Below are 14,522 nucleotides of genomic sequence, written 5' to 3'. Positions count from 1 at the left end.
CACTCCCAATTCAAATAATATGAATGGGAGTGTTTGCTATAAACTATCGTCTTCTATTCCGATTACGTAAAAATGTTGGAATGTCGAGTGAGTCCTCTTGTACCTGATATGAACCATCATAGTCATGTTTTGGCTCATCGTGGTAATTTCTTTGTCCGCTATGCTCCTGCTGAATTGTTGGTTCAAACCGTTCTAATCGATTTTGCTGTGATACAGTTTCCTTTATAGGAGATGCTGCCGGTCTTTGGGACGGACTATATTCATCTGTAAAACCAGTTGCAATAACTGTAATCATAATTTCATCTTTTAAATTATCATTAATAATGGAACCAAAGATCATATTTAATTCATGGTCAGACGCTGATGCAACTAGGTCAGCGGCCTCTTGGACTTCAAAAAGACTTAAATTACTTCCGCCTGTGATATTCATTAACACACCTTGAGCACCATCAATCGATGTTTCGAGTAAAGGACTTGAAATCGCTTTTTTTGCTGCTTCAACAGCACGGTCTGGGCCTTTGGCTACCCCGATTCCCATTAAAGCAGTCCCTTGGTTTGTCATAATGGTTTTGACATCGGCAAAATCCAGGTTAATTAATCCTGGTACAGCAATTAAGTCAGAGATCCCTTGAACACCCTGACGAAGAACATTGTCTGCTTCACGGAAAGCTTCGAGCATTGGCGTTTTTTTGTCGACAATTTGCAGTAAGCGATCATTAGGGATAATAATTAACGTATCCACCGCTTCTCTCATTAGGTCAATTCCACTGGCAGCATTAACTGCACGACGTTTTCCTTCAAATCCGAACGGTCGTGTAACTACCCCAATCGTTAGCGCACCAAGTTCACGGGCAATTTCCGCGATAGCAGGTGCAGCCCCTGTTCCGGTGCCGCCACCCATACCAGCGGTGACAAATACCATATCGGCTCCCTCTAGTACCTCTTGCAGCTGCTTTCTACTCTCTTCTACTGCTCTTCTACCGACTTCAGGGTTTGCCCCTGCGCCGAGTCCTCTTGTCAATGTGGCACCAATTTGCATTTTAATCTCCGCTTTTGAAAGATTAAGAGCTTGTGCGTCTGTATTGACAGCAATAAATTCAACACCTTGGATTCCATCCTCAATCATACGGTTAACAGCGTTATTTCCGCCGCCGCCAACACCAATAACTTTTATTCTAGCAATTTGATCTATATTCATGTCAAGATCCCACATTCGCTACTCCTCCTAAACCACTATTACTTTATAATTCAGAAAATTAACTTTAATGCAAAAAGTACTTTTTTCCCAATTATTCTACTTAATATTTTAGCAAAATAATAGGCTTGTTTGTATAGTACGACGTATTCATTTCAACAAAAAATTTTTAAAAAAGCTCAAAAATGAGGGCATTTTCTAGCTATTTTGAACTTTTTTATACAACGGTCTATTTGGATATATTGGACTATTGGCGGGTGAAAGGCTAGTTGTGTCGAATTATAGGATGTATAAAAAATGAATGCTAGTGGGAAAAGAACGGTCGCTATCTATCTGATAGCAATTGTAAATCTCCTTGCTAGCACTATGATAATGGACCGCTTCTCTATAGAGATGGCTTTAGTTTTACTATCATTCTATCGAAAGATTCTTCCATTCTTTCCGAATTAAACGGGGCCTACTACTTAAACAAATCACTATCTATTAAGATCTATTTATTTAAGTATTGTTTTAAGAGTTATTGACTGTTTTATCACTTTATGTCACTTTAAAAAGTATAAACATGACTTCCTATTATGAGGAGATTAAGACCATGAAACGAAAAATCATTGCTTATAACTTTGAATTAACAGAAGCTCTTGAAAAACTTAACGAACAGTTTGAGGTACACGTATTTGATAGCATTAATCCTAAAACAGATCCTGTTTTTAAACAGGCGCTAAAAAATGTGGAAGGGATTGTCGGACTCGCTCTTCCGGTCGATCAAGAACTACTTGACCAGGCGCCAAATTTAAAAATTGTATCGAATAATTCCACCGGCTATAATAACCTTTCCATTGAAGAGATGACAAAACGCGGTGTGATGGGAACGAATACGCCCGGCGTCCTCGAAGATACTACAGCGGATGCTATTTTCGGAATCCTCTTAGCCTCAGCCCGCAGGATTGCTGAATTGGATCACTTTGTGAAATCTGGAAATTGGAAAGGCCATTTAACTACTGCAGAATATGCAATAGATGTTCATCATAAAACTCTGGGGATTATTGGGATGGGGAAAATCGGAGCTGCAATTGCAAAACGTGCTAACCTAGGATTTGATATGAATATCTTGTACCATAATCGCAACCGAAATTTACAGGCAGAAGAAAAATATAACGCCAGTTATTGCGACCTTGATACCCTGCTAAAAGAATCAGACTTTGTCTGCCTCATGACACCGCTCACACCTGAGACAGAAAACATAATGGGCGAACGAGAATTTAAACTGATGAAAAAATCCGCTATATTTGTCAATGGCTCACGTGGTAGAACGGTAAATGAAACAGCATTAATCCAAGCCCTAAGAAATAAGGAAATTCATGGCGCGGCTTTAGATGTATACCAAATTGAGCCGATTAATTTGGATAATCCCTTGCTGCAGTTTCCAAATGTAGTCACGACACCACATATTGGTTCGTCCACCTATGAAACAGAACTAAAAATGGCCAAACTTGCCGTCGAAAATTTACTTGCAGGCTTAACAGGAAAACGCCCTAAAAACTTGATTAATCCTGAAGTGCTGAATTAAGATGAAAGAGATTATCACATTAATAAGAGCGTGAAGGAGTACAAACTATGGCCGCCCCGAAGAGTATAATTGAAAAATTAAACTTGCAGAAATACAAGAACAAACTTATCCTCCATAAACCAGAACAAGTCGATGAATTTCAAGAACTAGAATATGATTCGTCTATAATAAGAGACAAATATGAACTTATCATGAGTTTCATTTTTAGCTTAGAGGAATTCATAAATGAACTTCAAAATGTAATTGAGAAACAACTGCTAGAGGACAACGGCTATCTATACTTTGCTTATCCCAAAAAGAATAATAAAGTATATAAAGAATACATAGACCGTGACAGTTTTATTAGTGCCCTGCCTTCCGATGAGGATGGTTATGTACTTAACAGCAATATCAAGTTTGCAAGAATGGTGAGCTTAAATGATGTCTTTACGGTGGTTGGTTTAAAATCTACTCCAAAGAAGACGCAAAAATCTTCTACCAATAAAAGTAGCCAATGTGTGGATGACTACATTAACAATATTGAAGATATAAAGCAATACTTGCAAAAAGATGAAGAAATTTTAAAAAAATACAATGATTTAACTCCAGGCTACCAAAAGGATTGGGCCCGGTATATTTATAGTGCAAAAAGAAAAGAGACACAAGAAAAACGCCAGCTTGAGATGGAGACAGTTTTAGGCGAAGGCTATAAAACAATTGAATTATATAAACAGGCTAAAAGATAATTCGTTCAAAAAAAGATGCCCGGTTTTGTAATCAACCAGGCATCTTTTTTGTTCATTTTAAGTTTACATAATATTATTATATCACCGTTTTGATTTATAAACTGGTGATAACTCATTTCTATAAGGCCGGAGCTTCCATGCCAATTTGGCCCCATTCTTCTCTTGCCGGACCATATATCCCTGGAACCTTTAAACCTGCTTGACGCATTAAAACAGTCATTTGGCCGCGATGATGAATAATATGCTTAATTAATAGTGAAAGAGTGGCCGCTTTAGGGATATTCATCCCAAACACATTTTGAATTTCCGTTAATGACTCATCTGTCCACTGCTTCTCTACCTGTTCCACAACATCCGCACTGACCTTTCTAAAAGTCTCAGCAATCTCTTGTGCAGTTCCAGGGGTTTTGTCTGCGTTTTCCACATTGTTCATCGTAATCCCAAACTCATTAATCATGCCTGGCGTACTTGCCACGATATGCCAGGCAATTCTCCCTAATGTCCTGTCTTCCGAGGAAACTGTTTGTTGGAGTGACGCGTCCGTTAAGGCATCCAAAACCTTTTGGGTAGAAACCGCTTCTTGGTTCCATTCCTGGCTAAATTCATTAATAGAAGTAAACATTATGTACTTCCCTCCGACTTCTTTAATCTTGTCCATTCCTCGCCAAATATTGGCAACTAAAGTATATCATGCACATAAATAAAGACAAAGTTAAATTAAAACACGATCCTCGTGAGTGTCGACCCAATTGATTCTTGAATAACAAAGGTATTCGGTGCGAAATCATAAGGTGTATCTCCCTTATTAATAATAATGATCGGGACACCGGCACTTTTATATTGCGGGAAGGTGGAGAAAGGCGTTACTTTTAAACTGGTCCCTAATACCAATAAACAGTCTGCTCCGCGAATCAAGTTAAGAATATGGTTAAAACCTTCCATCGAAAACCATTCACCGGTATCCCCAAACAAAACCACATCCGGTTTAATAAAGCGGTCCTCTTTCCGCTTTGTCTCACAATGATTACACAAATAAAAGTCTTCCAGGGTTTCGATACGATTAATCATCTCACTAGTAGAATATCTCTTTCCGCAGTTTTGACACGTGGCTGTTTTAATTGTTCCATGGAACTCTATCACATTTTTGCTGCCTGCTTTTTGATGAAGCCCGTCGATATTTTGCGTAATAATAGATCCAACCCTGCCTTCTTCCTCCCACTTAGCAAGAATTTGATGTCCTTTATTTGGTACAGCGTCAGGGTGGTATAAATTTTCAATTGCAAATTGATAAAATTCCTTTGGGTGTTTATAAAAATAATCGAGCGAAAGTATGTATTCTGGTGCATGTTTATAAATCCCTGTTTGCGAACGAAAGTCTTTGATTCCAGACTCTGTACTTATACCCGCACCAGTCAACACAACAATGTTCTTGGCATGTTTCAAAATTTTGGTGCATGTTTCTAGTGTATTATTGTCCATGTAAAATTCCTCCTTCCAAGGCTCCCATACAGTTGCTAGAAATCTAACTTAAACGATTTAAATATTATATGTCCTTTTAGAATTTTTCAACTAATATCTGGGATATTAATCTTATAATGAACGATTTTAGAATAAAACATAAAGGATGTTGACAAGATGATTGAAATTCCAAGAAACCTGTATTGTGAGCAATGCCAAAAGGAAACCGAACACATGGTACGTGAAGATACCCTAGAAATAGAGTATACCTGTACGGTATGTAATAAACATGAAGAAATTGTCAAATCGTTTTTCTAATGAGCTTATTTGAGACAACAAAAAAACTCAAACCTAGTGGCTTGAGTTTTTTGTTGTTATTTCATTAGATTCCTTTATATGCTAAGTGATAGATTTCTGCTAATTCAGTTACCAACGGAAGCTTAGGATTTGCTGTTGTACATTGATCTTCAAATGCTCTATCAGCAAGTAAGTCTACTTTACTTTCAAATTCTGCTTGATCAATACCGTTTGCTGCAAGACTCATCGGAACTTCCAATTCTAGAGCTAAGCGGATAATCGCCTGAACTAAGCTTTCTACACCTTCTTCAGTAGTAGCAGCAGGTAATCCTAAAGTTCTTGCAATCTCTGCATAGCGCTTGTCAGCTTTGAAGTGATTGTACTTAGGGAATGCAGTAAACTTCTTCGGTTTTGTTGCATTATATCGAATAACATGCGGTAATAGAACAGCATTTGCACGTCCATGAGCTATATGGAACTCAGCTCCTAGTTTATGCGCAAGGCTGTGGTTAATTCCTAAGAATGCATTCGCAAAGGCCATACCCGCAATTGTAGACGCGTTATGAACTTTCTCACGTGCTTCTTCATCATTTCCATTTCGATAAGCTCTAGGTAGGAATTCAAATACAAGCTGAATAGCTTTCATGGCTAACCCATCTGTAAAATCATTCGCCATACAAGATACATAAGCCTCAATTGCATGAGTTAACACGTCTAAACCAGTGTCAGCCGTAATATGTTTTGGAACAGTCATAACGAACTGCGAATCAATAATGGCAACATCAGGTGTTAATTCATAGTCAGCTAACGGATATTTAATATTGGCTTGTTTATCTGTAATAACAGAGAAAGATGTTACTTCAGAGCCAGTTCCGGATGTAGTTGGAATCGCAACAAATTGTGCTCTTTGACCTAAATGAGGATATTTTACAATCCGTTTGCGAATATCAAGGAATTTTTGTTTTAAGCCAAAGAATTCAGCGTCTGGGTATTCATAGAACAGCCACATTCCTTTTGCAGCATCCATCGCAGACCCACCGCCTAGCGCAATAATGACATCTGGCTGGAACTTAGCCATCATTTCCGCGCCTTTCATAACGGTTTCGATAGATGGATCTGGTTCTACATCAGAGAAAATTTCACAATGCACATAATCCGGACGTTTACGAAGATAGTATAGCACTCTGTCTACATATCCTAATTTCACCATGCCTGGGTCAGTAACAATGAAGGCTTTAGAGATTTTCGGCATTTTTGCTAAATATTGAGTTGAGTTTTTCTCAAAATAGATTTTAGACGGAACCTTGAACCACTGCATATTCACATTCCTTTTAGCTACTTTTTTGATATTAATTAAATGTACAGCCCCTACGTTCGTAGAAACAGAGTTACCACCATATGTGCCGCAGCCAAGTGTTAAAGATGGCATATAGGCATTGTAAATATCCCCTATCGCACCTTGTGATGATGGAGCATTAACAATAATTCTTCCTGCCTTCATCCTGATGCCATACTTGTTAATAACGGTTTGGTCGTTTGTATGGATGACTGCAGAGTGTCCTAACCCGCCAAATTCAAGCATTTCTTCCGCTCTCTTAATACCTTCATCAGTTGAGTTCACCTTAAAGCAGGCTAAGACTGGGCTTAATTTTTCCCTAGATAGCGGATACTTAGGACCGACGCCCTTCAATTCTGCTACAAGGATTTTTGTGCCTTCTGGAACTGTCACTCCCGCCTTCGCAGCAATTTTATAGGCGGCCATACCGACAATTTCAGGATTAACCGCACAAGAATGTTCATTAATGACTAACTTTTCTACTTTTTCTTTTTCCTCTTCATTTAAGAAATAACAGTTATTAGTGATCATCTCATTTTTAACATCGTTGTAAATTTCTTTATCGATAATAACGGCTTGTTCGGAAGCACAAATCATACCATTATCGAAAGTTTTTGAAAGAATTAAATCATTCACCGCTTGTTTAAGATTGGCTGTTTTTTCAATGTAGCATGGAACGTTACCTGGTCCAACTCCTAAAGCTGGTTTTCCTGAGCTATAAGCGGATTTCACCATGCCCGCACCGCCAGTGGCAAGGATCATCGAAATTTTATTATGATTCATTAATGCTTGTGTCGCTTCTAAAGAAGGTGTTTCAATCCATTGGATGCAATTCTCTGGCGCTCCTGCTTTAATAGCTGCATCCCTTAACACTCTAGCTGCTTCACTGCTGCATTTTTGGGCAGATGGATGGAAGGCAAAGATAATCGGATTACGTGTTTTAATGGAAATGAGCGCTTTAAACATCGTTGTTGATGTTGGATTAGTGACTGGTGTTACCCCTGCAACGACGCCCACAGGCTCAGCAATTTCAATCATGCCTTCATGTTCGTTTTCATTAATGATGCCGACTGTTTTGTTATATTTAATGTTGTGGTAGACGTATTCGGTTGCAAACATGTTTTTAATAATTTTATCCTCGTAAACGCCTCTTCCAGTTTCTTCGACAGCAAGTTTTGCTAACGGCATATGCTGATCAAGACCTGCTAGTGCCATTTGCTTAACGATTTCATCAATCATTTCTTGGTCAAAGCCTCTAAATACCTCTAATGCTTTTAAACCTTTTTCAACTAAGCCATTAATCATGTCTGTTACATTCTGTTTTTCTTTTACTGACTTTTCTACTACTGCCATGATATTCCCTCCAATTATCGTCTATGTGAATTATTTCACATATTTTTATAAAAATTAGATTACGAATTTAGCATAAATTGAATTGTTAGTTTGTGAATCGCTTCACAAACTAGTTTAATAAATTAGGAAATGATTATTCACACACTGGATTACGCGGGATTTTTTCAAATAAAATTTCTGTTAATACTTTGGAGTATTTTTTAACAATGACTACATAATTTACTGTCCAAATACAACTTGGAATCTCCTCATTTTCTTTCATCAGCATGGCTTCAAATGGGTCACCGACTATTTCTTCGAAGAGGTCTTGGGTATAAGTTTCAGCATCTGTTGAGAAGGTTTGCCATTCACAAATCATCATGTCTTATCACTCCTTGTTTCTTTATGTTTACATCATAACACGGAAAAACGATAATAGTTTGTGAAATATTGAACAATCTTTGAACATTGGTTGCTTTTACTAATTTTAGTTCTATAGCACTAATAATCCATTTTTCGATAACAGAGAATTGTTATTGAGTTTAAATAAATGTAAACGTTTTCAATTAAATTATTATATTAATATATCAATGGTAAATAATGACTACTACAAGCATATTACTTATATTATTAAAGATTTTTGGTTAAAATTCTAATAGAAATGGAGGAAAATCGATGTTGCGTTTTCTAACGATTATAATTGCTATTTTTTTAATACATTCTTCTTGGCCTTTTATAGAAAAACAATTTGACAATACAAGCCTTACCAATAGTATTTCAGAAGTGAATACTTTAAAAGACAACCCTGAAGTCAAAACAACCATTCAAAACATATACAATGAAATCCAAACTGCCTTGAAACAGCTTGGCGTACTATTAGATGATAGTACTAAACAGAATCAACAATCAACTGAATCAAATAACGAGTCAAAGGTAGAATTAAATACACCTGCACAACAGGACTTCTCTATTTTTAACATTGAACTGGGCGATAGTAAAGATGACGTTGTCGAAAACTTAGGGACGCCTAACCGTTCCACCCTTAATGAATATGGGACCACTTGGAATACCTATCATGATAATTACCAGAATTTCTTCATGGTCATGTACAATAATGAAAATAAGGTGGCTGGCTTATATTCCAACCAAGACTTAATTGCCTCCAAAAAAGGAATCAAATTAGGGACAGCAAAAGGAACAGTTCGTAACCTGCTTGGTAATCCCCTAACCAGTATTCAAAAAGGGCTTGTCCTTTACAAATTACCTGAACAGGAGGACTATGATATTTTCTTGATAGATAATACCTATGTCACTGTTTTTTATGATAAACATGAAGGCAATACCGTTACAGCTGTTCAATTAATCAGCAAAGACCAAGAAAATAAGAAAGTAGACTTTTATACAAAACCAAGCTCGCAGTTAAAAGAAGGCTTTGAGTATCAGTTATTTGACTTAACCAACGCTGCCCGGGTTGAACACCAGCTTCCGATCCTTACGTGGGATGAGCATGTACAAGTAACCGCCCGAAAGCATAGTACTGATATGGCCGTTCATAATTATTTTGACCACACCAATCTAAAGGGGCAATCACCGTTTGACCGAATGGCAGCGGATGATATCGTGTATCAGCTGGCGGGTGAAAACCTGGCTTACGGCCAATTCAGTAGTATTTTTGCCCATGAGGGATTGATGAATTCACTAGGGCACCGGGAAAATATCCTGCGTAAGGGGTACACGTTTCTAGGTGTAGGCGTTGCCTTTAATAATGAGTCACAGCCATATTATACGGAAAATTTTTATGCAAAATAAGTGAGAAGAACTAACACTCGCTGAACATTGGCTTCGGCGAGTCTCTTTTGTTAAGGTGAACTTTAGTCCCATTCATTTTGTGATTTTTTCATTTATTCAAAAATTTGCAGTTGGTTTCCCTTGTAATGAAACGGAAAATTTGCTATATTACTAGTAATTACATATTCTCTTACTTCAATACCTTTTGAAGTGAGGATAGAGGCGCAAAGACCATCAGTACACTATTTGAGGAAAATGAGGTCCTATGATGATTGTGGAAAGGGGAATTTGCCGAAGCGGATAGAGTCTCATTGATCTTGAAGCTGGTTCTGTGTTGAATAAGCACAGAATTGTCATATAGGAAACTATATGGAGGGCTATCTCACGCATAGGAACTTATATTTTGATGTTTCTACAGCAGTAGCGACCCTCGTTGCTGCTTTTTTGCGTTGACATCAGAATGGCCTTACCCCTCTAATTTATAAAAAATTACAAAGGGTGAGAAAAAATGAATTTTGGCCAAGTATTAACCGCAATGGTTACACCATTTGATCAAAATGGTGATGTTGATTTTAATGCCACAAGATTGTTAGTTAACTATTTAATTGAAAATGGCACTGAAGCGTTAGTTGTGTCAGGTACAACTGGTGAGTCCCCTACCTTAACAACAGAAGAAAAAGTTGCATTATTTAAGTTAGTTGTGGAGGAAGCCGCAGGCCGAGTTCCAGTTATCGCTGGTACTGGCTCAAATAATACACGGGCCTCCATCCATTTAACAAAACTAGCTGCAGAAGCTGGTGTTGATGGTATTTTACTAGTTGTTCCCTATTACAACAAACCATCGCAAGAAGGAATCTATCAACATTTTAAAACAATTGCCGAAGCAACTGTTCTACCAGTCATGCTGTATAATATCCCTGGCCGCTGTGGTGTAAACATGTCTGTTGAAACCGTTGTTCGTCTCTCAAAGATTCACAATATCGTGGCTATTAAAGAAGCGGGCGGCAACTTAGATGCGATGGCTGAAATTATCAGTAAAACCCCAGATCATTTCTCTCTTTATAGCGGGGATGATGGGTTAACTCTTCCAGTTTTAGCCATTGGCGGGACTGGAGTGGTTTCTGTTGCTTCGCACATTATCGGCAATGAAATGCAGGACATGGTCACAAAATTTAAAAATGGACAGTTCGAGGAAGCAGCGGCTGCACATCGCAACCTCCTTCCGCTAATGAAGGGCTTATTTGCTGCTCCTAACCCTACGCCAGTAAAGGCCGCTCTAAATATGACGGGCATCCGTGTCGGTAATGTACGATTACCATTGGTACCATTAACCGATGAAGAAATATCAACGTTGGAAAAGCTGCTGCCAACTGACAAACTTGTAAGTGTAAGTTAAATAAAATAAGGCTGCCTTTTTAGGTCAGCCTTATTTTTTTAGTTATTTCTATACATATCTTTCCTTTATGCATTTTTAATAATAGATATGGGCCTTGAAAGGAGAAGCAGAATGAATGGAAAAACAGCAATAGTGACGGGTTCGTCGAGCGGCTTTGGTTTACTGTGTGTAATTGAACTGGCATTAAAAGGATTTACAGTGATTGCCACCATGAGGAACACAAACAGAGCGAATGAGCTTATAGACCTGGCTAAAGAAAAGCAAATAGATAATTCTATTCATATCACTTCACTGGATGTTACCTCAACTGAATCTATTCATGATTTTAAAATATTCCTAGAAAATTATTCTCAAATTGATGTGTTGGTAAACAATGCCGGGTTTGCGGCAGGTGGTTTTAGTGAAGAGCTCTCTATAGATGACTATAGGCAGCAATTTGAGACCAACTTTTTTGGCGTGATTGCCGTGACCAATGCTGTTCTGCCGATCATGAGGGCTAGAAAGCAAGGCAGAATTATTAATATGAGCAGTATAAGTGGTAGATTCGGGTTTCCAGGCTTATCGGCTTATACCGCCTCCAAGCATGCGCTTGAAGGATATAGCGAGAGCTTAAGGCTCGAGCTCCGTCCTTTTGGGATTGATGTTTCATTAATAGAACCTGGATCTTACCAAACTAATATTTGGACTAGTGTTGATCAACTCGAAAACAATCCGGAATCACCTTACGCATTTTTTATCGATAGCCTTTTAAAAGAAATAAATAATGGGAAAGCAAATTATGGCGACCCTAGTGATGTAGCTAAACTAGCAGCCCAAATTGCCTCTGATCTTGGTACACCTGACCTTCGTTATCCGATTGGCAAAGGAGTAAAAATGAATCTATTCCTTAAAAAGACGCTGCCGTGGAAACTACTTGAAACAGCCGTATTAAAAAGGCTTAAATCTTAAAAATGAATAGGATGAAATCTGTTTGGTTGATTCTTCCATATTAAAGAGACTATACTAATGGTTGAATTAGTGATAAGGAGGAGAATGCATTGAACAGCTTACAGTCTAGTACTACCCTACATAATGGTGTTAAGATGCCATGGTTTGGCCTTGGTGTCTACAAAGTACCTGAGGGTGAGGTTGCCCTTGATTCTGTGAAAATGGCGATCAAAGCCGGTTACAAAAGCATTGATACGGCTGCACTTTATGAAAATGAAGAAAGTGTTGGTCAAGCAATTAAAGAGTCTGGTGTCCCCCGTGAGGAACTCTTTATCACAACAAAAGTGTGGAATGAGGACCTGCGCAATGATTCCGTTGAGGAAGCATTTGAAACAAGCCTGAGGAAGCTTGGTCTTGACTATGTTGATTTGTACTTAATCCACTGGCCAGTAAAGGATAAATATAAAGAAGCTTGGAAGGTTCTCGAAAAGTTATATAAAGAGAAACGTGTTCGGTCAATCGGGGTAAGCAATTTCAACATCCACCACATTGAAGACCTGATGTCTGTGGCCGAAATTAAGCCTATGGTAAATCAGGTCGAGTTACATCCTCTCCATTCGCAGCCCGAGCTGCGCGATTACTGTAAAAAACAACAGATTCAAATTGAGGCGTGGGCACCGCTTGGACAAGGCAGACTGCTTGATCACCCTGTCTTACAAGAGATTGCGTCGGGCCATCATAAATCAATTGCCCAAGTGATTTTACGCTGGGATATCCAAAATGAAATCGTGACGATTCCAAAATCGATTAGAGAAAGCCGCATTAAAGAAAACTCCAATATCTTTGATTTTACGTTATCTTCAAGTGATATGGAAAAAATTAATGCCCTTAATGAAAATCAACGCTTTGGGGCTGATCCTGATAATTTTAATTTCTAAATATCGGTAAGACTGTCCTCCCTGGGACAGTCTTTTTTAGATTTATTTGATTAATGATAGTCCTTTAAGGGTAGAGTGAATGATGAAAAATAAATGTTCGAAGGTGAAGAGTTTGGTTCAATCTAGAAGCAGTAAAGATCTTTCAACTCAGTTGAAGAAAAATCTCCGGTCAGGGATATTTTTTGGAATCGGACTAGTCGCATTTATTGATGAGACTGTATTCCATCAGCTCCTTCATTGGCATCATTTCTATGATACAGCTACGACGGCAATAGGTTTGGTTTCGGACGGATTTTTTCATGCGTTTAGTTGGTTCTTGACTGTTGGCGGATTATTTATGGTGGCTGATATCCGGCGCCGTAAGGTCTGGCAGCCTATGAAATGGGTCGCCGGGGTCCTCCTTGGGGCAGGTGGTTTTCAATTATATGATGGGATAATTCAGCATAAATTGATGCGGCTCCATCAGATCCGCTATCATGTGGATATTGTCCCTTATGATATGGTTTGGCATATTACCTCTGTTTTTATAGTGCTGATCGGCATTGTTCTTTTAGTGCGTTTTGCTAAGAAAACAGGAGCTGTTTCGGAAAATGCACAATAGTCATCATTTAGGGTATAGCTTCAGTTTCCACCTCCTCTTAATGGTGCCGTTTACTTTTTCCTTATTGGCTTATCTGGGGGCGGTAGTTAAAGTTGTTCTTTCAGGAAAAACATGGCCCCTTTACCGTGTGATCTGGTGGGTACTAGGTGTATTCTGTGCTCTTGGGGCCGTAACTGGACCAATAGGTGCACGGGCCCATGCCGATTTTACAGTACATATGATCGGACATTTATTGCTAGGTATGCTTGCCCCTCTACTTATGGTTCTAGCGGCACCGATGACGTTGATTTTACGAACAGTTAATGTGGTGTTGGCTCGCCGGCTTTGTTTGATTTTAAAAAACAAATTTTTTCGATTTATAGGCAGCCCAATGATTGCTTCTGTTTTGAATATCGGGGGTCTATGGGTGCTTTATTATAGCAGCCTGTATAATGTGATGCAGGAAAATGTTTTTTTGCATTTGCTGATACATATGCATATTTTTCTGGCAGGAAATGTTTTTACTTTGTCGATCATCTATATTGACCCTGCCCCGCATCGATTGAGCTTCTTGCATCGAGGGCTGGTGTTTGCGACCGCTTTATCGGGGCATGGGATTTTAGCCAAATTTATATATGCCCATCCTCCAGCTGGAGTGAGTGCGGAACAGGCTAAGATGGCCGGAATGGTTATGTATTATGGCGGTGATGTTATTGAGCTTGTTTTGATTATTATCTTTTGCTATCAGTGGTATAAGTCTTCGAGACCTGCTAAGGCTGTGGATCAATTATACGGAGTCCGATGAATCGGTGGGTTTTCCTTGATGAGATAAGAGTTTATTGACCGTTAGGACGGAATCGGCTCCCCGTCGGTTAATGAAGTTATGCCTCATTGACCGTACTAAGCAAAAACTGGTTGTCTTGGTCAATGACGAACCGTTCCATTGACTGTCCTAAACTAAAACTGTCTCTCTTGGGTAATGA

General features: G+C 38.7%; 13 protein-coding genes and 1 riboswitch. Of the genes, 8 read left to right on the top strand and 5 right to left on the bottom strand.

Annotated features, from left to right (window positions below; genetic code table 11):
- Positions 1 to 43: 43 nt before the first annotated feature.
- Positions 44 to 1,213 (bottom strand): cell division protein FtsZ, encoded by a 1,170-nt coding sequence (gene ftsZ, locus AAHB15_RS08675; protein ID WP_335572872.1) that lies wholly within the window; start codon positions 1,211 to 1,213, stop codon positions 44 to 46.
- A gap of 574 nt (positions 1,214 to 1,787) precedes the next feature.
- Between ftsZ and AAHB15_RS08670 the strand changes: the two genes are divergently transcribed.
- Both AAHB15_RS08670 and AAHB15_RS08665 read left to right on the top strand, forming a co-directional pair.
- The gene (locus tag AAHB15_RS08670) at positions 1,788 to 2,762 is read left to right on the top strand and encodes a 2-hydroxyacid dehydrogenase (protein WP_342042209.1); all 975 of its coding nucleotides are present in this window, start codon (positions 1,788 to 1,790) and stop codon (positions 2,760 to 2,762) included.
- A gap of 47 nt (positions 2,763 to 2,809) precedes the next feature.
- Positions 2,810 to 3,487 carry a YdeI/OmpD-associated family protein gene (locus AAHB15_RS08665; protein WP_335572220.1) on the top strand — a complete coding sequence of 226 codons (678 nt, stop codon included), beginning with the start codon at positions 2,810 to 2,812 and terminating at the stop codon, positions 3,485 to 3,487.
- Positions 3,488 to 3,605: 118 nt separating this feature from the next.
- On the opposite strand, the gene AAHB15_RS08660 is transcribed toward AAHB15_RS08665, so the two are convergent.
- The 4 genes from AAHB15_RS08660 to AAHB15_RS08645 all read right to left on the bottom strand — a co-directional run bounded on the left by AAHB15_RS08660 (position 3,606) and on the right by AAHB15_RS08645 (position 8,292).
- Positions 3,606 to 4,109 (bottom strand): DinB family protein, encoded by a 504-nt coding sequence (locus AAHB15_RS08660; RefSeq protein ID WP_342042208.1) that lies wholly within the window; start codon positions 4,107 to 4,109, stop codon positions 3,606 to 3,608.
- 95 nt (positions 4,110 to 4,204) lie between these two features.
- Complete coding sequence (locus tag AAHB15_RS08655) at positions 4,205 to 4,966, bottom strand: NAD-dependent protein deacylase (RefSeq protein WP_342042207.1); 762 nt, start codon at positions 4,964 to 4,966, stop codon at positions 4,205 to 4,207.
- Positions 4,967 to 5,327: 361 nt separating this feature from the next.
- On the bottom strand, positions 5,328 to 7,931 hold the full coding sequence (adhE, locus tag AAHB15_RS08650; RefSeq protein WP_335572218.1) for a bifunctional acetaldehyde-CoA/alcohol dehydrogenase: 2,604 nt from the start codon (positions 7,929 to 7,931) through the stop codon (positions 5,328 to 5,330).
- A gap of 133 nt (positions 7,932 to 8,064) precedes the next feature.
- Positions 8,065 to 8,292: a hypothetical protein gene (locus AAHB15_RS08645; protein WP_098532058.1), complete on the bottom strand. Its 228-nt coding sequence runs from the start codon at positions 8,290 to 8,292 to the stop codon at positions 8,065 to 8,067.
- Positions 8,293 to 8,585: 293 nt separating this feature from the next.
- On the opposite strand from AAHB15_RS08645, the gene AAHB15_RS08640 reads away from it, so the two are divergent.
- The 6 genes from AAHB15_RS08640 (at position 8,586) to AAHB15_RS08615 (ending at position 14,344) form a co-directional block, all read left to right on the top strand.
- Positions 8,586 to 9,719 carry a CAP domain-containing protein gene (locus AAHB15_RS08640; protein WP_342042206.1) on the top strand — a complete coding sequence of 378 codons (1,134 nt, stop codon included), beginning with the start codon at positions 8,586 to 8,588 and terminating at the stop codon, positions 9,717 to 9,719.
- Between the two features lie 188 nt (positions 9,720 to 9,907).
- A riboswitch (Lysine riboswitch) is annotated at positions 9,908 to 10,086 on the top strand.
- Positions 10,087 to 10,206: 120 nt separating this feature from the next.
- Positions 10,207 to 11,094, top strand: a complete 888-nt coding sequence (gene dapA, locus AAHB15_RS08635) for a 4-hydroxy-tetrahydrodipicolinate synthase (RefSeq protein ID WP_335572216.1) — start codon at positions 10,207 to 10,209, stop codon at positions 11,092 to 11,094.
- 111 nt (positions 11,095 to 11,205) lie between these two features.
- Positions 11,206 to 12,042, top strand: a complete 837-nt coding sequence (locus tag AAHB15_RS08630; RefSeq protein WP_342042205.1) for an SDR family oxidoreductase — start codon at positions 11,206 to 11,208, stop codon at positions 12,040 to 12,042.
- A 134-nt stretch (positions 12,043 to 12,176) separates the two neighbouring features.
- Positions 12,177 to 12,959 (top strand): aldo/keto reductase, encoded by a 783-nt coding sequence (locus AAHB15_RS08625; protein WP_335572225.1) that lies wholly within the window; start codon positions 12,177 to 12,179, stop codon positions 12,957 to 12,959.
- Positions 12,960 to 13,041: 82 nt separating this feature from the next.
- A complete protein-coding gene (locus AAHB15_RS08620; protein ID WP_446715852.1) occupies positions 13,042 to 13,560 on the top strand; it encodes a DUF2243 domain-containing protein in 519 nt (172 codons plus the stop codon).
- Positions 13,550 to 14,344: a cytochrome c oxidase assembly protein gene (locus AAHB15_RS08615; protein WP_342042203.1), complete on the top strand. Its 795-nt coding sequence runs from the start codon at positions 13,550 to 13,552 to the stop codon at positions 14,342 to 14,344. Before AAHB15_RS08620 ends, AAHB15_RS08615 begins: the two co-directional genes overlap by 11 nt.
- The last annotated feature ends 178 nt before the right edge of the window (positions 14,345 to 14,522 follow it).

This window comes from Bacillus sp. OTU2372 (genome assembly GCF_038440275.1).
Lineage (GTDB): Bacteria > Bacillota > Bacilli > Bacillales > Cytobacillaceae > Neobacillus > Neobacillus bataviensis_B.
This window is presented reverse-complemented; position numbering and strand designations above follow the sequence as displayed.

Excerpts from the sequence above, each read along its gene's own strand:
- AAHB15_RS08640 (WP_342042206.1), top strand. The coding sequence starts at position 8,586 with ATGTTGCGTTTTCTAACGATTATAATTGCTATTTTTTTAATACATTCT.
- AAHB15_RS08620 (WP_446715852.1), top strand. The coding sequence starts at position 13,042 with ATGAAAAATAAATGTTCGAAGGTGAAGAGTTTGGTTCAATCTAGAAGC.
- AAHB15_RS08660 (WP_342042208.1), bottom strand. The coding sequence starts at position 4,109 with ATGTTTACTTCTATTAATGAATTTAGCCAGGAATGGAACCAAGAAGCG.
- adhE (WP_335572218.1), bottom strand. The coding sequence starts at position 7,931 with ATGGCAGTAGTAGAAAAGTCAGTAAAAGAAAAACAGAATGTAACAGAC.
- AAHB15_RS08615 (WP_342042203.1), top strand. The coding sequence starts at position 13,550 with ATGCACAATAGTCATCATTTAGGGTATAGCTTCAGTTTCCACCTCCTC.
- AAHB15_RS08645 (WP_098532058.1), bottom strand. The coding sequence starts at position 8,292 with ATGATGATTTGTGAATGGCAAACCTTCTCAACAGATGCTGAAACTTAT.
- dapA (WP_335572216.1), top strand. The coding sequence starts at position 10,207 with ATGAATTTTGGCCAAGTATTAACCGCAATGGTTACACCATTTGATCAA.
- ftsZ (WP_335572872.1), bottom strand. The coding sequence starts at position 1,213 with ATGTGGGATCTTGACATGAATATAGATCAAATTGCTAGAATAAAAGTT.
- AAHB15_RS08630 (WP_342042205.1), top strand. The coding sequence starts at position 11,206 with ATGAATGGAAAAACAGCAATAGTGACGGGTTCGTCGAGCGGCTTTGGT.
- AAHB15_RS08655 (WP_342042207.1), bottom strand. The coding sequence starts at position 4,966 with ATGGACAATAATACACTAGAAACATGCACCAAAATTTTGAAACATGCC.
- AAHB15_RS08670 (WP_342042209.1), top strand. The coding sequence starts at position 1,788 with ATGAAACGAAAAATCATTGCTTATAACTTTGAATTAACAGAAGCTCTT.
- AAHB15_RS08665 (WP_335572220.1), top strand. The coding sequence starts at position 2,810 with ATGGCCGCCCCGAAGAGTATAATTGAAAAATTAAACTTGCAGAAATAC.
- AAHB15_RS08625 (WP_335572225.1), top strand. The coding sequence starts at position 12,177 with ATGCCATGGTTTGGCCTTGGTGTCTACAAAGTACCTGAGGGTGAGGTT.